Source organism: Mesorhizobium sp. P160927, assembly GCF_057766385.1.
This window is the reverse complement of the sequence record NZ_JBYMDW010000001.1, coordinates 5,750,788-5,773,988: the sequence shown is the minus strand read 5'-3', so window position 1 is coordinate 5,773,988 and position 23,201 is coordinate 5,750,788. Positions and strand designations below refer to the sequence as shown.

General features: G+C 64.2%; 24 protein-coding genes. 2 read left to right on the top strand and 22 right to left on the bottom strand.

What is annotated here, in order from left to right; translation table 11 throughout:
- Positions 1 to 33 precede the first annotated feature (33 nt).
- From AC3CB8_RS28280 to flhA, 7 genes are all read right to left on the bottom strand, one after another.
- Positions 34 to 318 carry an SCP2 sterol-binding domain-containing protein gene (locus tag AC3CB8_RS28280; protein WP_015315878.1) on the bottom strand — a complete coding sequence of 95 codons (285 nt, stop codon included), beginning with the start codon at positions 316 to 318 and terminating at the stop codon, positions 34 to 36.
- A 185-nt stretch (positions 319 to 503) separates the two neighbouring features.
- Positions 504 to 1,025 (bottom strand): hypothetical protein, encoded by a 522-nt coding sequence (locus AC3CB8_RS28275; protein WP_023770474.1) that lies wholly within the window; start codon positions 1,023 to 1,025, stop codon positions 504 to 506.
- A 29-nt stretch (positions 1,026 to 1,054) separates the two neighbouring features.
- Positions 1,055 to 1,480, bottom strand: coding sequence for a hypothetical protein (locus AC3CB8_RS28270; RefSeq protein WP_352563727.1), 426 nt, complete (start codon positions 1,478 to 1,480; stop codon positions 1,055 to 1,057).
- Between the two features lie 13 nt (positions 1,481 to 1,493).
- On the bottom strand, positions 1,494 to 2,066 hold the full coding sequence (locus AC3CB8_RS28265; protein ID WP_023770473.1) for a rod-binding protein: 573 nt from the start codon (positions 2,064 to 2,066) through the stop codon (positions 1,494 to 1,496).
- Positions 2,067 to 2,147: 81 nt separating this feature from the next.
- On the bottom strand, positions 2,148 to 2,540 hold the full coding sequence (locus tag AC3CB8_RS28260) for a hypothetical protein (protein WP_023770472.1): 393 nt from the start codon (positions 2,538 to 2,540) through the stop codon (positions 2,148 to 2,150).
- Between the two features lies 1 nt (position 2,541).
- Positions 2,542 to 3,294 (bottom strand): flagellar biosynthetic protein FliR, encoded by a 753-nt coding sequence (fliR, locus tag AC3CB8_RS28255; protein ID WP_352726371.1) that lies wholly within the window; start codon positions 3,292 to 3,294, stop codon positions 2,542 to 2,544.
- On the bottom strand, positions 3,291 to 5,378 hold the full coding sequence (flhA, locus tag AC3CB8_RS28250) for a flagellar biosynthesis protein FlhA (RefSeq protein ID WP_023781306.1): 2,088 nt from the start codon (positions 5,376 to 5,378) through the stop codon (positions 3,291 to 3,293). The genes fliR and flhA overlap by 4 nt, the downstream gene beginning before the upstream one ends.
- Positions 5,379 to 5,493: 115 nt before the next feature.
- On the opposite strand from flhA, the gene AC3CB8_RS28245 reads away from it, so the two are divergent.
- Together AC3CB8_RS28245 and AC3CB8_RS28240 are read left to right on the top strand one after the other, a co-directional pair.
- Complete coding sequence (locus AC3CB8_RS28245) at positions 5,494 to 5,793, top strand: putative quinol monooxygenase (protein WP_352563728.1); 300 nt, start codon at positions 5,494 to 5,496, stop codon at positions 5,791 to 5,793.
- 230 nt (positions 5,794 to 6,023) lie between these two features.
- Complete coding sequence (locus tag AC3CB8_RS28240) at positions 6,024 to 7,805, top strand: chloride channel protein (RefSeq protein ID WP_352563729.1); 1,782 nt, start codon at positions 6,024 to 6,026, stop codon at positions 7,803 to 7,805.
- Between the two features lie 22 nt (positions 7,806 to 7,827).
- Here the strand turns inward: AC3CB8_RS28240 and AC3CB8_RS28235 are convergent, their stop codons facing one another.
- From AC3CB8_RS28235 to AC3CB8_RS28165, 15 genes are all read right to left on the bottom strand, one after another.
- Complete coding sequence (locus AC3CB8_RS28235; RefSeq protein ID WP_352563730.1) at positions 7,828 to 9,471, bottom strand: MFS transporter; 1,644 nt, start codon at positions 9,469 to 9,471, stop codon at positions 7,828 to 7,830.
- Positions 9,472 to 9,642: 171 nt separating this feature from the next.
- On the bottom strand, positions 9,643 to 11,511 hold the full coding sequence (gene asnB / locus AC3CB8_RS28230) for an asparagine synthase (glutamine-hydrolyzing) (RefSeq protein ID WP_352563731.1): 1,869 nt from the start codon (positions 11,509 to 11,511) through the stop codon (positions 9,643 to 9,645).
- Between the two features lie 176 nt (positions 11,512 to 11,687).
- On the bottom strand, positions 11,688 to 11,954 hold the full coding sequence (gene fliQ / locus AC3CB8_RS28225; RefSeq protein ID WP_023770466.1) for a flagellar biosynthesis protein FliQ: 267 nt from the start codon (positions 11,952 to 11,954) through the stop codon (positions 11,688 to 11,690).
- A gap of 13 nt (positions 11,955 to 11,967) precedes the next feature.
- Complete coding sequence (gene flgD, locus AC3CB8_RS28220; protein WP_023770465.1) at positions 11,968 to 12,375, bottom strand: flagellar hook assembly protein FlgD; 408 nt, start codon at positions 12,373 to 12,375, stop codon at positions 11,968 to 11,970.
- Positions 12,375 to 12,818: a flagellar biosynthesis repressor FlbT gene (flbT, locus tag AC3CB8_RS28215; protein ID WP_352563732.1), complete on the bottom strand. Its 444-nt coding sequence runs from the start codon at positions 12,816 to 12,818 to the stop codon at positions 12,375 to 12,377. The genes flgD and flbT overlap by 1 nt, the downstream gene beginning before the upstream one ends.
- Positions 12,815 to 13,162 (bottom strand): flagellar biosynthesis regulator FlaF, encoded by a 348-nt coding sequence (gene flaF, locus AC3CB8_RS28210; RefSeq protein ID WP_023770463.1) that lies wholly within the window; start codon positions 13,160 to 13,162, stop codon positions 12,815 to 12,817. Before flaF ends, flbT begins: the two co-directional genes overlap by 4 nt.
- A 28-nt stretch (positions 13,163 to 13,190) precedes the next feature.
- A complete protein-coding gene (locus AC3CB8_RS28205; protein WP_023793931.1) occupies positions 13,191 to 14,234 on the bottom strand; it encodes a flagellar hook-associated family protein in 1,044 nt (347 codons plus the stop codon).
- Between the two features lie 3 nt (positions 14,235 to 14,237).
- The gene (gene flgK / locus AC3CB8_RS28200) at positions 14,238 to 15,692 is read right to left on the bottom strand and encodes a flagellar hook-associated protein FlgK (protein WP_023793933.1); all 1,455 of its coding nucleotides are present in this window, start codon (positions 15,690 to 15,692) and stop codon (positions 14,238 to 14,240) included.
- Positions 15,693 to 15,719: 27 nt separating this feature from the next.
- Positions 15,720 to 16,979 carry a flagellar hook protein FlgE gene (locus AC3CB8_RS28195; RefSeq protein ID WP_023781311.1) on the bottom strand — a complete coding sequence of 420 codons (1,260 nt, stop codon included), beginning with the start codon at positions 16,977 to 16,979 and terminating at the stop codon, positions 15,720 to 15,722.
- Positions 16,980 to 17,058: 79 nt separating this feature from the next.
- Positions 17,059 to 17,727 (bottom strand): response regulator transcription factor, encoded by a 669-nt coding sequence (locus AC3CB8_RS28190; RefSeq protein WP_015315897.1) that lies wholly within the window; start codon positions 17,725 to 17,727, stop codon positions 17,059 to 17,061.
- Between the two features lie 221 nt (positions 17,728 to 17,948).
- Complete coding sequence (locus tag AC3CB8_RS28185; protein ID WP_023770459.1) at positions 17,949 to 18,536, bottom strand: transglycosylase SLT domain-containing protein; 588 nt, start codon at positions 18,534 to 18,536, stop codon at positions 17,949 to 17,951.
- On the bottom strand, positions 18,466 to 19,845 hold the full coding sequence (gene fliK / locus AC3CB8_RS28180; protein ID WP_352563733.1) for a flagellar hook-length control protein FliK: 1,380 nt from the start codon (positions 19,843 to 19,845) through the stop codon (positions 18,466 to 18,468). Before fliK ends, AC3CB8_RS28185 begins: the two co-directional genes overlap by 71 nt.
- Positions 19,842 to 21,212, bottom strand: a complete 1,371-nt coding sequence (locus tag AC3CB8_RS28175) for a chemotaxis protein MotC (protein WP_352726364.1) — start codon at positions 21,210 to 21,212, stop codon at positions 19,842 to 19,844. Before AC3CB8_RS28175 ends, fliK begins: the two co-directional genes overlap by 4 nt.
- The gene (locus AC3CB8_RS28170; RefSeq protein WP_352563735.1) at positions 21,209 to 22,582 is read right to left on the bottom strand and encodes a MotB family protein; all 1,374 of its coding nucleotides are present in this window, start codon (positions 22,580 to 22,582) and stop codon (positions 21,209 to 21,211) included. The genes AC3CB8_RS28175 and AC3CB8_RS28170 overlap by 4 nt, the downstream gene beginning before the upstream one ends.
- Positions 22,579 to 23,199: a hypothetical protein gene (locus AC3CB8_RS28165; protein WP_352563736.1), complete on the bottom strand. Its 621-nt coding sequence runs from the start codon at positions 23,197 to 23,199 to the stop codon at positions 22,579 to 22,581. Before AC3CB8_RS28165 ends, AC3CB8_RS28170 begins: the two co-directional genes overlap by 4 nt.
- Positions 23,200 to 23,201 lie beyond the last annotated feature (2 nt).

Here is a 23,201-nt window from a genome sequence, read left to right as displayed (position 1 = left end):
TTATCTCGAGGTCGCTTCTGGCGACCGTGCCTGTCAACCGATCAACTGGCTCAGCGCCATGGCGACGGTCATGTCGCCTTCGACCTTTATCTTGCCGGTCATGAACGCCATGGTCGGGTTCAGGTCGCCCGCGATCAGCGAATCCAGATCGTCGAGCGACAGCTTGATGGTGCAGTCAGCGGGAGCGTCCGTGGTCGAGACGGTCGCGCCGTCGATGACGATGACGCCGTCGCTGCCGGTGTCGAACTTCACGGAACGGTCGAAGCCGCTGCTTGCCACGCGCGACTTGATCTTCTCGGCTATATCCTGAACGCTCACGCTATTCTCCCTGTCTGTTGCATCTGTCACGCGACGCACTTCGGTCCAGCCGAAGTCCATGCGGCATCCCTGGCGATCATGATCGCTGCCGCATATAGCTTCGAATTGACGTTTACGTCAACGCGGATTGCAGGGATTGGTCCCAACGCCGACCGTTCTAGGGCCACCGGTACTGGGCCGATGGCTCAATGCGCGCTGACCGGCTTGGGAGTCTCGGTCGCCGGGGTGCTGGCATCCTGCCGCCGGCGCAGCCAGTTGTCGCGGATCTCATCCTTGCTCAGGAAATTGACTTGGTCGATCAGGACCTCATGGACCAGGGTTGCGCCGACACGCGTGTTGATCGTGTCGCGGATCGCGGCGCGAAAGGCATCGAGGTCGAGCGTCGCCTTCTTGGTGAAGTCGATCTGGGGGTTGGCGTAGAGATAGCTGTAGACCTGATCGGTAATGAGAGCCTCGGCCGGGATCGACAGCTTCTTTATCTGCTCCGGCTCCACGGTGTAGACGAGCTTGGCCAGAAAATAGCCGTCGATCTTGGAGTCGTGGATCAGCGGCACCGAAATGATGTCGGTCTTGACGTAGTCCAGCCCGCCCAGCATCGGCTTGGGCTTCTCACCGACGCCCTGTTCACCGGCGGCCTGGAACGAATAGAACACCGCGCCGAGCGTGGCGGCGCAGATCCAGACCGCTATGGCGATGACCTTGATCATTTTGAACCCGAGCCCGGCATTGCCGCGCTCTAACCTTTCATCCAGCCGAACTCGCCGGCGGAGTAGGTGCCGTCGGTCTCGGCGCGCTGGATGGCACTGCGCAGCAGGCTGGCGACCTCGTTGACGGCGCTCAGATGCGCCAGGATAGCAGCTTCGTTCTTCGCCAGCTTCTGGCGCAGCCGGGTCAGGCCCTCGCGGTGCTGCTCGAGGAATTCGGCTTCGCTGCCGCCCTTCATGGCGCGGGTCAGCTCGTAGAGATAGCGGCTCTTGCGGGCGTTCGACGCCTTGAGGTCATAACTTGTATCGTTGCGGATGCCGGCGGTCTCTTCCTCGACCACCTCCTCGATGCGGCCGATGATGGCGGCAAGGTTTCCGGGCCGCGCGAAAGGAGTCGGTGCGTCCGACGCGGTGGTGCGCGCCGGCAGCTTGGCGGTGAATTCCGAAGAGTCGGCCATGTGTTTCCCAGTCCTAGATCTTGATGTCTGTTTTTTTGGTTGTCTCGTCGCCGGTCATCGACTTGGCGGCCTTGCGCTGCAACTCCTGGACGAGCGAAGTGGACAGACGGGTCTGCTGATCGATCTCGGTTTTTTCCGGCCCATTCGAGACCGGGCCGATCGGAACCTTGCGCTTGCCGTCCATGTAATGGTCGGCGAGCAGCGACTTGGCGATGCCGATGCCGCCGCGGTCAGCCATGACGTCGGCGACGCGCTCGGCGAGCTGCGATTTCCACATGTCGCCAGCTAGACCCGTGCCATAGACGCCCTCGGTGTCCTTGGGCAGCATGTTCTGGATGAAGGTCTGCAGGACCATCGCCTCGAACTTCTTGAACTTCTTGGCCGGGTCGGCTGTCGCGGCGGCCTTGTCCGCCGTCGCGCGCGACAGGACCGAGCCGGCATCGACCGAAGCCGCGGTGTCGACCGAAAACGTGCCGGCGACGCTGCCGGCGCGCTTGGTCAGCGCGGCGCGGGCAGCCTCGATATCCATCGGATCGGCAGCTCGGGCGACATCCATCACGATGTCGCTGGGTGGAGAAATCGCCAAGAAGGTCCGCCTTTTGCCGGGTTTCCTTAGCCAGGACCATGCCTCAACAAGCTTGTGGCAGGCTTGCGGGGAGTGGGAGGCCTATTCACCTGCTTCGGGATGTCGCTTCTGCGCGATCAGGTCCAGCCGCTCACGGTCTGATGCCTCGCGTTCGTGACGGTTGCGCAGGTCCTTGTAGGCGCGCTCGACCATGTTGGTGCGCGCGCTTGCCGCGGCGATCAGACCGGCTTCCTTCCTGGCGCTTTCCAGGCTTTCCTCCTGGCGCACGACGGCCTGGGCGATGCGGCGATGATAGAGATCGGGAAACAGGCTGGAGAGGGAATTGTCCTGGTCGAAATGGCCGATCAATTCGCGGGCTTCGGTCTCGGCGGCGCTTGCCTCGGCGACGAAGGTGGCGTGGCGGGTCTCGTGCAGGGCTTTCAGCTGTTCCTGCACCTTGATCAGTTTCCTCAGACGATCCTTACGCGTGCTCATGTCACCTCGCCAGCGTGAGGTCGACGAAGCCGTCGACGAACAGCGACAGCATGGTGCCGACGGCGAAATAGAAGATCAGCATGCCGCCGGCGATGACGAAGGGCTGCGAGATGAAATAGATCGGGATCTGCGGCGTCAGCTTGTTGACGAAGCCGATCGTCAGATTGACGAGAATGGCATAGGCGACGAACGGGCTGCCGAGGCGGATGACCAGGAAGAACGTGTCCGACACGGTGTCGGTGATGTCGACCAGCGCTGCCTGGGGGTTGAAGAAGACGTTGACTGGCGCGACCGTGTAGGACGCCACCAGGGCGCGGACGATCTCGTGATCGAAGTCGAAGACGAACAGCATCAGCAGCGCCGAGAATGAAATTATGGCGGCAAGGGCCGCCTGCGGCTCCGGTTCCTCGATCGCCGCTCCGCCGGAGCCGCCATAGCCGATCAGCATGGCGATGGCCGAGCCCATGAAGCGAAGCGCCTCCATGTAGAGCCTGGTCATGGCGCCGATCAGTCCGCCGACCAGCAACTCCGAGACGATCATCGGCACCAGGATCTGCGGACGCGGATCGACGAAGGGAAAGATCTTGTCCCACAGGAAGGCGAGCAGGCCGCCTGTGGCGGCGACCGCGACGAACAGCCTGACCTGCACCGGGACGCGGGCGCTGGACAGGCCCGGCATCAGCATGAAACAGGCACCGATGCGGCAGAAGGCGAGGAACGCCGCGATGACGGCGGCCTGCGAGAGAATGCTCACGATATGGTCCCGAGCACCCTGATCTCGACGCCCTTCGCGATTTCGACATGGGAGAGCACCGGCAGCGTGGTGAACAGGCGCTCGATGATCATGCGCACATAGGGGCGGGCGTCGGGCGCGGTGACGAGGACAAAACGCTCGCCGGCTTCGAGGTGTTTCTTGATCGCCTTGGTGGCGTCCTGGCCGAATTCCTCCAACTGGCGCGGATCGATGTCGAATTCGCGCACCTCGCCCTTGGCGTCGCGCTTGAGGCTCTGGTGGAAGGCGAGATCCCAGCGGTTGCCGAGGCGCAGCACCTTGAGCACGCCACCTTCGGAGAGGTCGCCGCAGATCTGCTGGGCCATACGGATGCGCACATGCTCGACGATCTGCTCGGTGCGGCGCACATGCGGCGCGATCTCGGCGATGGCCTCGATGATGAGATGCAGGTTGCGGATAGAGACGCGTTCGGCAAGCAGCAGCTTGAGCACCGCCTGCAGGCCGGGATAGGAGATGTGGGTGGTGCAGATCTCGTCGGCGAGCTTGCGGTATTCCTGATCTTGACGTTCGAGCAGCGCCTTCATGTCCTTGTAGGACAGGAGCTGCGGCAGATTGTTGCGGATGACTTCCGAGAGATGGGTGAGCAGCACCGACATGTTGTCGGCGAAGGTGAAGTTCTCGCGCTTCAGATCCTCGGCGAAGGTTTCCATGACGGAGTAGGCGCGCATGCCGAAGGCGGGCTCGCGAATTTCCTCGCCGGGGATTTCGGGTATGTCGCGGTTGCCGAGCAGCACCATTATCTCGCCGACGCGCATCGAATATTCGGCGACCACGGTGCCGTGCACCTTGATCTGATAGCTTTTCGGCGGGATGGCGAAGTCGTCGGCGACGCGGACTTCAGGCACGACGAAGCCATACTGCTGGGCGAATTTCTTGCGCATCTTGGACATGCGGAAGACCAGTTCCTGATGCGAGACCAGGAGCCGCGTGGAAAGCTGCTTGCCGATCAGCAGTTCGATCTCGGCGGTGGCGAGCGAGGCCTTGACCGAGTTCTTCTCTTCCTCGGCCTTGCTCGCTTTTTCCTGGCTCTTCAGCGCCTCGGCCTCGGCGATGGCCCGGTTATGGCGCATCGGAATGACATAGCCGAGGCCGGCCATACCGGCGGCGAGTGCGAAGAACGGGAACAGTGGCAGGCCGGGCATCAGGCCGAGCAGCACCAGCAGCGCGGCCGCCACGTAGAGCGCGCGCGGATGGGCGCCGAGCTGGCCGAACACGGCCTGGTTGGTCGAGCCGCGCGTGCCGCCCTTGGAGACCAGCAGGCCGGCGGCAAGCGAGACGATGAGCGCCGGGATCTGGGTAACGAGACCGTCGCCGACCGACAGCTTGATAAACACGTCGGCGGCCTCGCCCATGCCCATGCCGTGCCTGATGTAGCCGATGGCGATGCCGCCAACGATGTTGATGGCGGTGATGATGAGGCCGGCGATGGCGTCGCCGCGGACGAATTTCGAGGCGCCGTCCATCGAGCCGAAGAAGGAGGATTCCTCTTCCAGTTCGCGGCGGCGCAGCTGTGCGGTCTTGTCGTCGATCATGCCGGCGGAGAGGTCGGCGTCGATCGACATCTGCTTGCCGGGGATGGCATCGAGGGTGAAGCGCGCGCCGACCTCGGCGATACGGGTGGCGCCCTTGGTGATGACGATGAAGTTCACCACGATCAGGATCATGAAAACGATCAGGCCGATAACGAAATCGCTGGCCATCACCAGCTTGGAGAAGCCGGCGATGACATAGCCGGCGGCGTGCGTGCCCTCATTGCCGTGCGACAGGATCATGCGCGTGGTGGCGATGTTGAGCGACAGGCGCAGCATGGTGGCAATGAGCAGCACGGTCGGGAAGGACGAGAAATCGAGCGGCCGCTGGATCCACAGCGCCACCATCAGGATCAGCACCGAAAGCGCAATCGAGAAGGCAAGCCCGATGTCGATGAGAAAGGCCGGGATCGGCAGGAACAGCACGGCCAGGATGACGACGATGCCGAGCGCGAAGAAGACGTCGCGGCCGTTCTTGGCCACCGCGCCGGGCTGGATGCTTTCGCTGATCGCCATTCTCGTCCTCGAACCACAGGGCTGCCGAGCATGCGACAGCCCGGCGAGGGTAGCTGGCCAAGCTTGCGCGAGGGTGGGAGAGTGACGGGATCGACTCTCTCGCGAAGGACACTTCATGCTGCTGATCATCGGTACGATCCGCCTGCCGCCCGACAGGCTTGACGAGGCAAGGCCGGTGATGGAGCGCATGGTTCGCGCCAGCCGCTCCGAGGACGGCTGCCTTGAATATTCCTATGCGCAGGATGTGCTTGATCCCGGCTTGATCAGGATCACCGAGGTGTGGCGTGCCAGACCGGCACTGGATGCGCATTTCCGCTCTCCGCATCTTGCCGACTGGCGCGCGAGCTGGCCGGGGCTTGGCATCGGCGAGCGCAATCTCGTGCTCTACGAGACCGGCGAAGCCATGCCGACCTGAGCGGCCGGCGGCTAGGTCCTCGCCGGCTCCAGCTCGGTGTACGCATTGTGATGAAAGGGCATGGTGAGTTCGCAACTGGCGGGCAGCCCCGTCGGCCCAAGGCGGGAAGGCCGGATCTGGCGGTTTCGCGGCCATAATGGCGCACTGATGTGGGCATTGTGGTTGTCACGACGTGCCGCCCGGCGTATCAGGCGGGTCTTCCTTTGCCTTGATATCGGCGAGCCGTCCCGGTGCTTTCCAGAAACCAACCCCAAGTCTACGCCCGCCGGCTGCGCGCGGTGCTTTTGAGGTCAGTCCCTCTGCTGGAGGCGCGCGGCATCGCCGTCGTCATGCTGGCGGGCGTTGTCGGCGTCATGGCTGGCATTCTGGTCACCGCGATGAGCCAGATCGTACAGGACCTGCACGGGCTGCTGTTCGGCGTTCAGCCCGGCGGCCGGCTGTCGGGCATGTTCTCGCTTGCCAATCCGATACAGGCGCTGACCCCGGCGATCGGCGGCATCCTGCTCGGAATATCGGTGATCTGGCTGAGGCTCCGGAAATTCCGCACGCCGGTCGATCCGATCGAGGCCAACGCCCTCTATGGCGGGCGCATGTCGCTGACCGACACCTTCATCATCGTCGTCCAGACGATGATTTCCAGCGGCTTCGGCGCTTCGGTCGGCCTGGAGGCGGGCTACACACAGGTCGGTTCAGGCGTCGCCTCACGACTGGCGCGCGCCTTCCGGTTGCGCCGCAACGATGTGCGCATCCTCGTCGGCTGCGGTGCGGCCGGCGCCATCTCGGCCGCCTTCGATGCGCCGCTGACGGGCGCCTTCTACGGCTTCGAGCTGGTCATCGGCATCTACTCCGTCGCCAATGTCGCGCCCGTCATGACGGCCGCGATTTCGGCGTCGCTGACGGCGGAAGTGTTCGGCGGCGTGCCCTTTCCGCTCGAGCTTTCAGGGTTGCCGCAACTCACTGCCAGCCAATATGTGCCCTTCCTGTTGCTCGGCCTGCTTGGCGGTGCTGCCTCGATCGCCATCATGCAACTGGTGACGTTGATCGAGCGCGGGTTCAACAGGCTGTCGGTCGATGCCTCGCTCCGTCCCGTCGTCGGCGGTGTCCTGGTCGGCCTCCTCGGCCTGGTCACGCCGCAGGTCCTGTCCAGCGGCCACGGCGCGCTGCATCGCGAATTCGCCATGAATTACGGGCTGGCGGTGGTGGCGAGCGTCTTCGCGCTTAAGCTGGCGGCGTCGGCGATCTCACTGGGTTCGGGCTTTCGCGGCGGACTGTTCTTCGCCTCGCTGTTCCTTGGCGCGCTGCTCGGCAAGGCGTTCGCCGGTGTCATGGCGCTCGTGTCGCCGGCGACCGGTATCGACCCCTCCGTCGCCGCCGTCGTCGGCATGACGTCGCTTGCCGTCGGTGTCGTCGGCGGGCCGCTGACCATGACTTTCCTGGCGCTGGAATCGACCCGCGACCTGACGCTCACCGGCGTGGTGCTTGCCGCCTCGATCATGGCGGCGATCCTGGTGCGCGAGACCTTCGGCTATTCGTTCTCGACCTGGCGGTTCCACCTGCGCGGCGAGACGATCCGCAGCGCCCACGATGTCGGCTGGATGCGCAGCCTGACCGTCGGCTCGATGATGCGCGAGGACATCAGGACCATCGATGCATCGACGACGCTGGCCGCCTTCCGCAAGGAATTCCCGTTGGGTTCGGCCCAGCGCGTGATCGCGGTCGACCCAGGGGATGAATATGTCGGCGTGCTGATCGTGGCCGAACTGCACAGCGATCCTTCCGGGGGCGAGGCGCTGGTGCGCGACCTTGCCCAGTACAAGGATGCCGTCCTGGTGCCCAGCATGAACGTGCAGGCCGCCGCCGAGACCTTCCAGCGCGCCGGCGCGGAGGAACTGGCCGTGGTCGAGGACTTCGCCGACCACATCGTGCTCGGGCTTTTGACCGAGGGCCATTTGATGCGGCGCTATGCGGAAGAGCTCGAGAAGGCGCGCCGGGACCTGTCGGGCGAGGGGTAGGCGCCGCGAACCTTCGAATTCGTCAGTGCTCAATCGGCCCCTTGGCCATCACCAACGCGGTGCCGGCGGTCGTCGGACGCTCGATGACGCGGCGCACGAGCGGCGGCTCGTCGCCCGAGTGCAGCGCCCGCAAGCGTTCCCCGACCATGGCGTCGGCATGGGTGATGCGACCGTTATGCCTGACATATTCGAGCCAGGTCGGCGTGTGGTAGTGCTCGATCCAGATCGACGGATTTTCGAGATCGCGAGCCAGTGTCCAGTTGCGGGCGCCGTCGCGGCGGCGGATGCGGCCGCGCTCGGCCATTGTGGCGAGGAATTCCGCCTCGTCCTCATGCCTGATGATGTATTCGATCATAATGGCGATCGGACCGCTGCGCGGCTTCAGGTCGAGTGCCAGGTGCGGCTCCTTGAAGCGATTGAGCGGGTCGAGGTTGAGCACCTGCTGTTGCGGCAGCGGCAGCACGAGGCCGATGGCGCCGCCAGCCAGCATGGCGATGGCCGCGGCGATCAGCGCCGTCTCGGCGCCATGCGCGTCGGCGACGACACCCCAGATCCAGCTGCCCAGTGCTATGCCGCCGAAGGTTGCGGTCTGGTAGACCGACAGAACCCTGCCGACCACCCAGCGCGGTGTCGCCATCTGCACGGTGACATTGAAATGCGAGAGCGCGATCACCCAGCAGGCACCGCCGACCAGCAGGCCGAGCGAGGTCTGCCAGGCATGCTGGCTGACGGCGGCGTTGAATGCGCAGGCCGCAAAGCCGGCGAAGGCACAGCGCACCATCGTCTCGCTGGAGAGCAGTTGGCGCAGCCGCACGCTGATCAGCGCCCCGCCGACGGCGCCGATGCCGAAGGCGCCCAGCATGATGCCGTAGGTCAGCGCATCGCCCTTGACGACGTCGCGCGCCACCAGCGGCAGCAGCGCTAGCACCGCGCCGGCGCTGAACCCAAAAGCGGCGCCCCTGACCAGCACCTTGCCGATATTGGGCGACATGGCGACGTAGCGCAGGCCGGCGCCCATGGCCGCCCCCAACGACTCGCGCGGCAAGGTCGAGGCCGGTAGATCCGGCTTCCAGCGTGCCAGCACGACGATAAGTCCGACATAGCTCACCGCGTTCGCCGCGAAGGCCGCGGCCGCGCCGGCGGCCGCGACGATGATGCCACCGATTGCCGGGCCGACGCTACGTGTCAGGTTGAAGCCCATGGAATTCAGCGCCACGGCGGCAGGCACCTTGTTGCGCGGAACGATGTCGCCGACGGAGGCCTGCCATGACGGACTGTTGAGCGCAGTGCCGCTATCGATCAGGAAGGTAAAGGCCAGCAGCGTCCACGGCGTGATCAGGTCCAGATAGGTGAACGCGGTCAAAAGCACCGAAACGACCAGCATGAAGGTCTGCGCGACCAGCATCACCTTGCGGCGGTCGAAGCTGTCGGCGATGGCGCCGGCGACAAGCGCGAACAGCATGATGGGCAAGGTGGTCGAGGCCTGGACCAGCGCGACCTGGTAGGGCGAGGTGGCGATGGTGGTCATCATCCAGGCGGCGCCGACGCCCTGGATCAAGCCGCCGAAATTGGAGACGAGGCTCGCGCCCCATACGGCCCGGAAGATGCCATGCCGGAACGGCGCCAGCGCCGAGACGCTTTCGCTATCGGGCTTCTCGTCAGTCATGGATGGGTTCCTGCCACGGCGCGCTGATCCTTGCGGGGATCCGTTTCCCCGCATGATTTGCCGAAACTATGGCATCGCGGCGCAAAGGGCGAATGCGTTGCTGAGAAGCTCATGGTCCAACAAGGGGAGAGCGAAGGGCCACGGCGCGCCTTTGGCATCCAGCCTGCCGTTTCAACGCGCCTCGGCCACGGCCGCATGCAACGCTTCGCTCAGTTGGCCGGCGGACTGGCCGCCGGCATGGAGACGAAGGAAAAGCTCCATTCCCACCAGCCGAAGCCTCGACGGCTGGTCGCGCCTGGCCAGGTCGACCAGATCCGCGACCGAAGATGCCGGCCACTTCATCGCATCGCGCAGAAAGCCACCATTCAACAGGGTTTCGGTGCCGGTGGTAAAGTTCGCGGATACCTGAAAACCGTTCTTCCTGGCCTTTACATTCTGAACCGGAATGTGTTTTTCCGCCACCCTCTTCAAAAGCCACTTTCCCTGCTGCTGGCGGTATTTGTGGCGCCGAGGCAGATGGATCGCGAAGTCGATCAGCCGGTTCTCGAGGAATGGCACCCTGAGTTCCACCGAGGCCGCCATGCTGAGACGGTCATGCCGGTTCAGCAGATCCTGCAGATGCGAATACATGTCGTGAAGGCAGCATCCCAGGAAGGCGCGGTCGCCAAGCGGCGTCACCGGCTCCAGCCGGTCGAAGATCCTTGCCTGAAGGAAATTCAATTCCGGCGAAAGCGCCCTGAGCACGGCGTTGCGGTCCCAGCCATGGGCAAAGCCGATCGCGGTCCGGAAGGGGGCATGGCGCTGGCGCTCGAATCTGCGGGCGAGCTTGTTCCTGGACCGAAACAGCCGACCCGGCCAGGACCATGGCCGCCACAATTTCAGGCTGGCTTCCTGCCAGTCGTAGCCGCCAAAGAGTTCGTCGGCGCCTTCGCCGGTCAGCAGCACCTTGAAGCCATCGGCCCGGCATTGCTCGGCCAGCGCGAGCAGGCAGACATGGCTTGCATGCCAGCCGTCGCTTTCCAGATGCCAGATGGTCTTCGGCCACAGGTCGAGGAACCGGTCCTTATCGACCGGCACCCTGTTCAGCGGTACATGGGCGTGGCTGGCGGTACGCTGCGCGTCATCCGCCTCGCTGTGGCCAAGGCGGGGGTCGACGACATAGGCCGTCATCTCCGGCCTGAACCGTTTGGCCAGCGTGGTGACGAGGCCGGAATCGACGCCGCCGCTGCAGGCAGCGGCGAGGCTGGTGTCAGCGATGCAATGGAGCCCGACACTATCTTCGATCAACGCTTCCAGCGTTGCCATGTGCTCCGCGTCGGTGGCGGTATCGCCAACGATACGGGCGGCATCGAGCACGTCGAGGACATGCCAGAAACAGCGCTTCTCGACGCCCGCATCGCTGATCTTCCATAGAGCTGCCGGCGGCAGCCGCTCTATGCCCTGAAACAGGCTGGAACAGGAATCACGGCTTTGCCAAGCGAGGCGCAACGTGATTTCGCGCGCATCGATGGTTCGGGCGACGCCATCGCAGGCCAGGATCGCCTTATCCTCGGAGGCGAACAGGATCCGCTCACCCATTTCGGCAACCGACATCGGCTTGATGCCGAGACGGTCGCGCGCGAGCCACAGGGCGTCGGCACGGGCGTCGAAATAGGCGATGGCGAACATGCCGTCGAACATCGGGATGGCTTGGTCCGGCCCCCAATGGTGCAGCGCTTCGAGAACCACCTCGGTATCAGAGGCTGTCCGGAACCGCCTGCCTTCAGCCCGCAGCGTGTCCCGCAGCGAGCGATAGTTGTAGACCTCGCCATTGTAGACCAGCACGCCCTGGCCACAGGCGGTGAGCATCGGCTCGCGTGCCTGCGCCGACAGATCGATGATCGAGAGCCGGCGGTGACCGAGCGCCAGCCGGCGGTCGTTCCAACTGGCGTGGTCGTCTGGCCCGCGATGGACCAGCGCCTGCATCATGCGGGCGACGTCGGCAATGTCGCCGCCGCCGATCGGATCGCGTTTGCGCCAGACGCCGGCTATGCCGCACATGGAGTGCCGGGCTGGTTCAAGGGTGCGCGAGACCTCATCGAGACAATACCGCTATGTCAGGCCGACAAATCGCCGGATCATGGAACGGCACTCTAGCTGCAACGCGGCCGCCCGCAAGCCGTGCGCCATCCGGCGCAATATAGACGGAAGGGTCGAGCACCCTTGCTGGAAATCGCTCAGAAACCGTTCTGGATTCGCTCGAAGATGACATTGGTGAAGGCCGATATCTGGCCACCGATGAAGGGACCCGTAAGCGCCACCACCAGCATGATGGCGACGATCTTGGGCACGAAGGTCAAGGTGATTTCCTGGATCTGTGTCAACGCCTGGATCAAAGCGATGCCAATGCCGACCGCCATGGCGACCAGCACCACCGGAGCGGATGCGGTCAGCACCGTCCACACCGCATACTGGACGATGTCGAGTGCGTCGGCCTCGTTCATGTCGGCGGTTGGCCTAGCTCGCCGGCTTGATCGACACGCCCGCGCCGACGGGGACCGTGGTGCCATCCTGCAGCACTGCGATCAGTCCGTTGCTGCCAAGCGTCACCGACGCCACGGTGCCCGTTGTCTTGCCATCGGCCGAGGTGATGTTGCGGCCTATGAGAGCGTCGGCCTGCGACAGCGCCGAGGACTGCATGATCTGGTCGAGCTTGGTGTTGGCCTGCACCGATTGCTCGACCTGGGAGAAGGTGGCGAGCTGGGCGACATACGCCGTCGAATCCATGGGCTTGGTCGGATCCTGGTTCTTCATCTCCGCGATCAGAAGCTTCAGGAAGGACTGATAGTCGACCGCCGTCTTCGAGGTCGACGTGGTGGTCTGGTTGGCGCCAACCGGCACCGTCGTCGTCATGTCCACGGTCATCAGTATAGTGCTCCCACGGCCAGCGGGCGCGCGGCGCCCGAAACATCGTCATTGCCGCCAAGCGCACGGCGTTCCAGAGGATAAAGCGAACGGATCGCCTTCAAGGCCTCGTAAATGTTATCCTCGCCGACCATGCGGTCGACCTGTTTCAGCGCGCTGCCGATCTCGGCGTCTTCGAAACTTGCAATGAGCAGTGGCAGCGAGCGTCGGAACATCTCGCGCGCTTCGTCGGCACCAGTCGGGTTTATCAGCATGACCTGCACGATGAAATAGAGCTGCCGCAATGGCGTCGACGCGTCGTCTGCTTGGATCACATGGCTCTCGAGCAGGAACTGCACGTCGTTCATCAGCTCGATGGTGACCTTGCGGTCGACGCGGATGACCGCGCCGTTGATGTAGATCTTCTCATTGGGCTTCAGCGATAACTTCAACGTGTTGGTCATTGAATGCCGTCGCGGATGATCTGGGATACTTCGATCAGCCCCTCGAAATTGTCGGTGCGGCCCTGGCGGATGTCCTCGGCCTCGCGCAGCAGCCACAGGCCGATGGAGATCAGGTTGGCGCGCAACTCCTTGGGGAGCGCATTTTCGCTGGAGCCGAGATCCTCGACGAAGGTGGTCCAGACGCGATTGGTGAAATGCAGCGCCTCCACTGCCTCCATCGAATGCTGGCCGGCCGCGGCGGCGGCCGACAGCATGTCGATCGAGCGGGTCAGGAGGTCCCGCTCGCGGTCCTTGGCGTCCGTGACGGAGGTGCTCTGAACGTCGGCGTAGGAGAATTGGTACATCGGTGGCTCTACCGTTCCGCTAGAGGTGTCAGGTCAGGTAATTCAACAGGCTGAGCTGCTGCAGGCGCGCCGTCAGGGCGAAAGAGGTCTCGATATGCTGCGTCAGATTGGCGACGCGGGTCGCCGCTTCCGCCGGATCGACTGCCTCGAGATCCAGAATGTGCCGTTCGAACAGGTCGATCTGCGTCTTCATGCGGTCGCTCGCATCGGAGACGCGCTTCTGCACGATGCCGGTCTGGGATTGGACCTGCGCGATGCCGCTCAGCGCCTCGCCGACCAATTTCTGCGAGTGGTCGATGATGATGTCTTTTGCCGCCTGGCTGATGCCGGTGGCCATCAGGCTGGAGACCAAGGCCGCCGCCATGGCGAGCTTCCTGATGCCGTCGCTGTTGGCGCCGGTCGAGGTCTCGGTGGTTTCGTTGAGCGCGATGCGGCTAACGATCTGCGGGTCGGTGGCATTCGACATGTTGGTCTGCCAGCCCGAACCGACGAACTGCGGCGTGACATCGTTGGTGATGAAATCGTCCATCTGGGCCGCGGTGATGTTGGCTGCGGCCGGGTCATTGGGCGTGAAGCCGAATTTGGCGAGGAAGGAGGCGTCGAAGGCAGCCTTGGCGGGAGAGCCGGCGGCCGTGAAATCGTTGATCGGCTTGACGTCGGTGTTGGTGCCAGCGAACAGATATTCGCCGTTGACGCTGGTGTTGAGGATCGACGTAAGCTGCTGGATCGTTGTCTGGCCGGTCGATTGGGTCAGGCTGTCGGAGTTGTCGCCCGACGACGCGGTGGTCAGGCTGGACAGGAAAGTCTGCGCGACGTTGGAGAGCTGGCCGAGCGAGGTCTGGGTGGATGAGAGCCGGGCGGCCACCAGTCCGTTGGAATCGACAATGACGTTGAGCCGGTCGAGGTCGCGCGAAAAGGTAACGGATTGGGCGGTACGCCCACCAAGTGCCAGACCGACATCGGCGACCTTGCCGGTCGAGGACTCTTTCGTGGCTTTGACGAGATCGGCCTGCATGCGCATCTGCTGATAGCGCATGGCATTCGTAAGGGCAGCAGAGGAGACAAAGGTCATGGCTTATCCCACCGCGCTCAACAGCGCCGTCATCATGTCGTCGATGGTCTTCATCATCCGGGCGGATGCCTGATAGGTGTGCTCGAGATCGAGCATCAACGACATTTCCTGATCGACATTGACTCCGGTTGCGTTGGACAAGGCATCGGCACTGCGCTGAGCCAGGGCTTCCTTGGCGTCGGCGGCGGCCGAAGCCTGCTGACGAACGCCCTGCAACCAGCCGATCGAATTGGCGGTATAGTCGGCAACGCTGGAGGTTGCCGAAATCCCGGCCGAGGGATCGAACGTCATCGGTTTGTCGAGCTGGTCGCCATAGGCGACCAGGAGGTTGGAGTATGAAGCCCCTCCGGTGGTGTTAGCGACGTAGGCGGCGCCGTTGGCGCCCCCATCGCGCAGCAATGTCGGGTTGCCGCCGGTGCTGGGATCCATCGCGGCATTGATCTTGATCGTTCCAGCAAGGCCGTCGACGAGCGTGCCCGCGGCTGGCACCGCCGGTGCGCCCGACCAGGTGAACAGGCCCGCCGCGTTGGGCATCGACGGCGCCGTTTCGGCAAAGGCGGTGATCAGGCCACGCGCGGTTTCGTCGAGCTGGCTCTGCATGGTCGAGGCGACGCCGTCGCGCAATTGCAGCAGGCCGGCAATCGTGCCGCTGGCTGTGGTGTTGCCGCCGCTGCCCGCCGAGACCGGTACGTTGTCGATATAGACCGTGTTGCCGGCCGCACCCGCGGCATAGCCCGAAGACGGAGCGAAGCTGACGGTGCGTGGGATCGTCTCGAACAATGTCGTGCCGTCACCCGTGGTGATGACCATGTCGTTGTCGCCACGCGTGAAGGTCGACACCGGAATGTAATTGGCGATCTTCTTCAACAATGCGTCGCGTTGGTCGAGCGCATCGGAAACGTCGGTGCCGGAACGGGTTCCGGACATGACCGCGATGTTGGCATCCTGGAACTGGTTGAGCAGCGAATTGAGATCCTTGACGGCGGTATCGATCTGGCCGTCGGTTTGGGTACGAAAGTCCTGAATGGCCTTGGAGCCTTCATTCAGGGACCGCACGACCTGTTTGGCCGCGTCGATCACGCTCGAGCCAAGATTCTGGTTGGACGGCGAGGTGGCGTATAGCTGCAGCGCCTGCTGCAGATTGCCGATCGCTGTCGAAGGCGAGGAGGCATTGTCGACGCCATTCACCGATACGTCGAGCTGATCCATGCCGTTGTAAAGCGCGCTCTGGCCGGCGTAGGCGGACAGAGCGCCGAGGTTCTGGCGAAACAGCAGATCGTTCGCCGCACGCTGGACATCAACCGAACGCGCGCCGGGCGTCGTGCTGGTGACCAGCGCGATGCGGCGCGAATAGTTCGGATTGTCGGCGTCCGCCACGTTGCGCGTGACGACGCTTGTCTGCCGCGAGGTGGCCAGAAGCGCCGATTGGGCGATGCTCAGTGCGGAGGAAAGCGACATGCTGGTCTTTCACGGGCGAAGCCCGGTTTATCTCTTCAGGTTGACAAGGACGTCCATCAGGTCGGAACCGGTCTGGAAGACTTTGGAATTGGCGGTGTAGCTGCGCTGGGCCGCGATCATGTCGGTCAATTCCTCCGCGATATCGACGTTGGAATTCTCGAGCGCGCCCGAGATGATCGAACCGGCCTTGCCTTCGTTGGCAAAGCCGACACGGACCGCACCGGAGTCGGTACCTTGCGCGTAGACATTGCCGGGCAGCGCCTTGAGCTGGTCGGGGCTCTGCACGTCGGCCAGCGGAATTTTGTAGAGCGGCTTGGAGGTGCCGTCCTTGTACTGGGCGTAGATGGTGCCGTCCTTGCTGATCTGCACCTTGTCGATGGTGCTCGGCGCGTTGCCGTTCACCTGGGCGTCGGTGACGGTGAAGCCGGTGCCGAGCTGGGTCAGCTTCGACAAGTCGAGGGCAAGGCTGGCGCCGCCCGGGACGGTGAATGAAATGCCGGTCGGGGTGCCGGTGAGCTTGCCGGTGGTGGTATCGAAGGTTAGGTTGGCCGTGCCCAAGGCGCCGCCGGCAGCGTAGGGAAAGCCAGTTCCGGCTGTCGCCTTCGACTGGTCGAAGACCGCCACCTCCCAGGTGCCGGCCCCGGTGTTGGTGAAATAGACGTCGAGCAACTTCTTGTTGCCGAGATTGTCATAGGCGACCATCGACGATTTCGAAGTATACTGCGCTCCCGCCGAGTTCGTGCTGGGCAGGTTGCCGGCAGCGACGGGTGTCGCGCCTGCCGGCAGATTGCCGCTGAAATTGCCTTGGGTGCTCGGAGTCGCGGTCAGTCCCTGGTCGGCGATGACAACCGGCTCGAGACCTTCGAAGCCGTTCACCGTGGCCGCCGGCGCCCCATTGGCGTAGCTGTAGGCCATCAGCTGGAAACCGGCGGCATTGACAAGCCGGCCCTGTGCGTCGGGAACGAAGGCGCCGGCGCGGGTCAGGAAAGGCGTGCCGCTTGGATCCTGGACGACGAAGAAACCATCGCCGCTGACGGCAAGGTCGGAGACCGAGGTCGTGTATTGAAGCACGCCCGGATCGCTGACCGCCTGGCGGATAGTGGTGGTAACGCCGCCGGAATTATAGGCGCCACCGGTCGACGGCATGATCAATGTCGAAAATTCGGCCGAGGACCGCTTGTAGCCGGTGGTATCTGAGTTGGCGATGTTGTCGGCTGTCGTCGACAGGCGGTTCGCCTGGGCGTTCATGCCCGAAACGCCGGTCCGCATCATTCCGTAGAGGCTCATCGAGATGTCTCCGCAATATCCATGCCACTGGCTTCGAGGCTACGCGTCCTGTCTTGCGCGAGGCTGGCGCGGAGCCGCATCAGAACACGAGCCGGTAGCCGAGGAAGCGCTTGGAATCGATCGGGTCGGTGCCCAGCTTCTCGCGCAGTTTCTTACGCAACTTGCTGATGTGGCTTTCCACCACGTTCTCTTCGACCTCCTCGTCGAAGATGCCGTAAATGGCGTTGAACACCTGGGTCTTGGTGACGCGGCGGCCACGGTTGCTCGCTAGATATTCCAGGATACGGCGCTCGCGGCGCGGCAAGGGCAGCGGCTGACCGTCGATCTCTGGATCGCGGCCGTCCATGAAGATGCGCATGGCGCCGATCTCGGTATAGGCGACGTCCTCGCTGGCGCGGCGGCGAATGGCGGTGATGCGGGCCAGGATTTCGCGGATGTGCACCGGCTTGCGGATGACGTCGTCGACGCCGCTCTCGAACAACCGGAGCGTGTTTTCAAGCGAATGCTGCTCACTGAGCGCAATGACCGGAGCTCCGGTGCGGTCGCGGATCTGGCGCGGCGAGATCGCGCCGTCGCGACAGTCGCCGATCAGGAAGGCCCGCACCGATCGCAGATCGGTGTCGGCGGCCGAGTTGACCCACTCGCCGAACTCGCCCGGCGCGAAACCGGCGCAGGCGATCCCCTCGCGGTCGAAAAGTGAATTGTAGCCCTCTGTCACGAGCTCTCGCTCGTCAACGATAACGATCATCGGCCCCGCCTCCGAATCAGCACATTTGCCCCGTGGAGAAAGGCGTATCCGCTGGCGGGAATCCTGAACAACCGTCATTTCTTGTAACTAGTTTCTTGGGAGTCTGGAACGTGTCGGTTGCATTAGCGTGCAGCCAGATATGCTTGCGGTCCAAGTCCCGGCCAAGTCGAATCGACCGCTCCGCAGCCGCGGGACTGATGTATTAGAAGTGGAGAATGCGCTTACGGGTTGCAGAAGGCGCGAGCGTTCGTCGTCCATTTGCCAAAGCCGGTGGCCACCATGTTGGCGATCACCCTGCAGACATAGACCTTCTGCGCCGGGTCGTTGTCGGGTCCGGCATGATAGCGGGCGACGGCCATGGACCAGGTCTCATGGCGGGCATGGAGGCTGGCCAGGAAGCGTGCCGCGTAGTCGACGTTCTGGCGCGGGTCGAGCATGTCCTTGACGCTTCGGAAATGCGAGGCATGATAGTGATGGTTGATTTGCATGCAGCCGAGATCGATCAGCGTCTTGCCCTCGCGCTGGGCGTCCGCGAAGGCTGCAAGAGCTTCGTCCCGGCTTCTCGGGAAGACTGCTTTTCCTTCTATATTCAATGCGTTGGGTTGAAGGCTGCCTTTGTTTCCGGTTTCCGTCAACCCGACCGCATAGAGGATGCCAGCAGGCACGCCATAGCGGTCGGCGGCACGCAGGATCTCGGGTTCGCAAGGATTGGTGGCGGCGCCTGCGCTGCTCGCTAGGCTAGATAAAAACATCGCCGCCAGCGCGCTCGCGAGAAGGCGAAGCGGCGCGGCCGTGTGCTTGCGCTTCATCATGATTACCCCTTGCGGATTGCTGACCTGGCTGCTGGCCGCCGGCTCCACTGTTGCCGCCGCTGGAATTTCCGGGCTGGAAGGATGACGGATCGCGGCCGGGTGCAGCGCTCACCGAGGCGGTTGCATCCGTGCGGGTTGTGGAGGGAATTGCGACCGAAGGTTGCAGGATGGTGACCTTGTCGACCTCGAAGCCCAGCCCGCGCAGCGACTTAAGGATCGCCTCGCCGTCACTGGAAAGCCGGCGATAGGCATCGTGTGTTTCGGGCTTCAACTCAATCGACAGTTGTTCTCCGGAGAGCCGAAGGTGGGCAGTGACCATGCCCAGTTCGGCCGGGTGAAGTTCGATCTTCAACACATGTGTCGGAACGGCAACAGAGCCCGTCAGCTGAGCTGTCGCGGAAGCGGTGGAAAGCGCCTGGTTCGGACCGCCATCGGCTGAAATGGCGCCGATCACGTTGAGGGCTGCCTGGCTTATCGGTGCCTGCGGCGGCGCGGGGAAGCTGCGTTCGGAAACAACGTCGATGCGTGCCGCCGCCGACTGCTGTTTTCCCGGCTCGGACCGCAACGAGGACTGGAGATCGGCGATCGATTTCAGCTGCGGCGCCGCCTGTTTCGTCTCCATGCCCGGCACTTCCGCAGGCACCTCGGGCAAGGGGCCGGCCGCGATCGTACTGTCATGTTTCGGCGTGCCGGCGGCATCGCGAATGAGCCGGCCGTCGAGTTTCGTCAGCGGTACGTCGACCAGTGATACCCGCTCGGGCTTGGCCATGAGCTCGAGACCGTCACGCCCGGCGGCGGATTTCTGCCGATAAGCCTTCGGCGGAAGCTGTCCAACGACCGTGGCGTCCTGTCCCGTTCCGGCCGCGCTCTGGTCGGCCGTTTTGGCCGATGTCGAGAAATGGCGCAGGTCATGAAACGCCATCAGCAGCGCTAGATGCTCGTCGAGCGGCGTCGCGCCCGGTTCGGCAGCCGGCGCGTCGGCATAGGCATCCTTGTCCGTCCCGGCGTCCTTGCCGTCCTTCATGGATTTCGCGGCAGACGATCCGCTCGGCGTGGTCCTTGCCTTGCTGGCCGGCCTGGGCTCGTCCTCGCCTGCCTTTGCCGCAAGCTCCGCGGCAAGCTTGCTCCACCGCGGATCGCGGGAGCCTGGCTCGGCCGGTGGCTGCTTCTCCGAATGGGCAGGGCTTGCGCCGCAGTGTACCATCTCTCCGAAGCCGGTGTCGTCCTTCTTTCCGGACGCGGCCGGCTGCTCGGCCGTACGCGCGGTGGTAAATCCTGGCAGGGCCGGGCCGAGGCTGGGGGTCATTTCGGGGCGGCTCCAAGCATCTGGTCGATCAGGTCTAGCTGTCGACGGGTTTTCGTCATGGCGGCGTCGGTCGGGTCTGTCGTGTCGGCGCTGGCCGCGACCGCCGGGGCCGATGCCGGCAGGACGGTTGCCGCGTCGGTTGCCGGCGCGGATACGTTCGGCGCAGCGGGCGCCGCCGCCTGGGGCGCCATGGCCGGCTTCTCGGACACGGCATCCTCGACGGGTGGCAATCCGGCGGCATCCGTGGTCGATGCGGCCGCAATTTCGGGTTCTGGCGATGGTACGACCGACGCGGGCGCCGGATTGGCGACCGGAAGGGAAGCAGGCGGCGCCACCACTTCGCCGGCGATGGCCTGGGCCGCATCGAGCAAGGCCCGGTCGCCGTCCGATAATTTGCCGCGGTCGATCTTGCCAAGTTTGGTGCGCACGTCCTCGATGGTGTCGGAGGTCACCGTGGACAGGCTGGAATAAAGCAGGGCGCGCGGATCGCCCTGGTTGGTGTTGCCGTCGCGACCCTGTTCGGCCCGCGCCGAGGCGAAGGCCGACAAGTCACTCATGCCGTCAATCGCGGCGCGGCGCGCGATACGCAGATAGATCACCTTCTCGCGCTCGGGGTCCATCATCGAGGTGATGTCGGCCAGCTTGTCCTGGCTGATCGACATATGCAGTGCGATGACGCCGGAGACGAAGGAGTCGGCGAACTGGCTGGCGTAAGGCGAATAGAGGTAGCGCTCGACATATTGGGTGGAGGCAAGCGCGAACCGCGCCGCGTCGCCCTGCGTCACGGCAATGCCGACCGATCGCCGCAAAGCCGCTTCCTCGACCAGAGTGCCGGGGCTGAGCAGCTTGGCCTCATCGAGCAGCGTGAGTGCGGCCGCCGGCTGATCCGTGGCAAGCAGTGACCCTTTGACCAAAGCGAGGAATGCGCCGAGATCGCCTGACAGGGTCATCGGGTCGATCGGCCTCAGAGCTTCGATCGCTTCGCCTGGCCGGCCGTTCAGATAGTCGATTACCCCTTTGGCTATGGCAAGGTTCTGCGGATCGGAGGCGGCACGCGATACGGCCGCCTCGACGGTCACCGGATTGCCGCCGCTCATGCCGTAGACCAGCAGCGCGCGAAAATTCTTGGCATCCTTGAAATCCTCGGCGTCCGCCGCGCGTAACCGCGCATCGGTCATTTCGAGCAGCTTGGCCTGCATCGGCATCGCGGCGTGATCGCCGGCGGCGATGCGGTCCTGAACGAGCTGCAACGAGCGGACCAGCTGATGAGGCTGCAGCGCATCCTGGGCGAGGCCCACGGACGGACTAGCCGTGGCTAGCAGCAGCAGCAGCGCCATCATGCGGCTGGTGAGCGCCGCCCGTTTCATCCGCCGGTCGCCATCAGGATTTCGATGCGGCGGTTGGCCGCCGACATTGGATCAGCGGCATCCTTGGGCTGGCGATCAGCGAAGCCGGCAACCTCGGTGATGCGGCGTTCATCGACGCCGCCACGCACGAGCATGTAGTAGGCCGAGTGCGCGCGCGCCGTCGACAGCCGCCAATTGTCGTAGCTGGCACCGCGGAAGGGACGCGCATCGGTGTGACCGTTGATGCTGATGGTGCCTTTCTGGCTGTTGACGATGCGGCCGATCTTTTCCATCGCCAGCACCAGTTCGCGGCTCGGCACCGCAGAGCCGACCTCGAACATGCCGAAGTCGAGCTGATCGGTGATGGAGATGACGACACCCTTGTCGGTGGCTTCCACCGAGACGCCGTCATGCAGCTTGTCGCCGGGCTTGAAGGCGTCGGCCAGCAGCTGCTTAACGTCCGCGGCGGCCTTCAGCGCGGCGGCGGTCGGAGCCTTGTCCGCCTCGGATTTTGCGGCCTCCTGCTTCGCTGCGGCCGTGTCCGCCTTAGCCACGTCCGCCTTGTTGTCCGTAGCTTTAGCGCTGCCCGCCTTGGCATCACCGATCTTGGCATCGCCAGTCGTGACCATTTTCGCCGCGGTGTCCTTGCCATCCCCGGCCAGGGGCTCCAGTGGTGCATCCTTGACCGGCGGCGCCGGCGGCACGGCCTTGACCTTGGCGATCTGTGTCTCGGCAGCCTTGTCGCCGGGCTTGAGCGGATCGCCCTCGACCCTGGGGCGCTGGGCACTCGCCTCGGCGCCGGGCGCGGCGACCTGCTGCGACCAGAAGTCCGGCTCGAAAGGATCGCGGTAGGACGCGCCGCCCGAGGCGCCCGTCGCGGGGCCGGAATTCTGCGCGCCGCCATCGCCCTTCTGGCTGACATTCTGCATGACGCCGGTATCCGTGGCGATCTCCGAAAGCACCGCATAGGGGTCGGCGAAAAGATGCTCGTCGGACTGTTGCGACTGCTGTGGCTCCTGCTTGTCCTGTTTGCGATTGGACGAGCCCGCGGCGCCGGTGCCGTCCTGTCCAGCCTTGGTGGTCGCTTCCTGCGGGTCGTCGGCCGTCGGCCCGGCCGCGCGCGGTCCATTGCCGAGATCCTTAAGGCCCTTGCGGCTAGACTCGCGGTCGACCAGCTTGACGGGATTGAAATAGCTGGCGACGGCCGTCTTGGTCTGTTCGTTGGCGGCATTGATCAGCCACATGACCAGAAAGAAGCACATCATCGCGGTCATGAAGTCGGCGAAGGCGATCTTCCAGACGCCCCCATGATGACCTTCGTCGTGGTCGTCATGGCCGCGCCGCACGATGATGATCTCGTGCCTGCCATGATCGGCTTCGGCGACGCTCATGACAGGACCTCGGACAGGGTTACCGACCATTCGGCCATGCGCGTTTCGAACACGGCCTCGTCGATGGTGACCATCAGGTCGAAGCCGGGCGCCTCGATGAAGTCGAGATTTGCGGCGCGGGAGCCAAGCGACGCCTTCAACGTTTCGAACAGCGAGAGCGGCCCGCGAACGGCAATGCGCACCGCTTCGCCATCGCCAACGGCTTCGCGGATCGCGCCGGCGAGCGCTTCGAGCGAGCGCTCCCGCAGATCGTCGCTGACAACGCCGCCGATGATGCGGGCGACAGTGGCGGCGACAAGATCCGTCACGCGCGCCTCCATGGCGTCGATGCGCGACGAGACCGCCTTGCCGACATCGCCGCCGAAGCTGTCGAGAAAGGCCTTCGCTTCGTCGGCATTTGCCTGGCGTTCCGCTTGCAGCGCCGTTTCATGGGCCGCGGCAAGCCGTTCGCCGAGCGCCGCCTCCGCCTGGGAAACGGCTTCGGCGATCAGCGTGCCGATATCGGCCGTCGATGCTGCCGCCTCGGGCTTGTGCTCGGCGGTGGCCTGCGGCTGACTGGCGCGTTGCGCGCGCGTGCCGAAATCCGGGAGAAGATCAAAGAGGGCTGCGGAGGGCATGG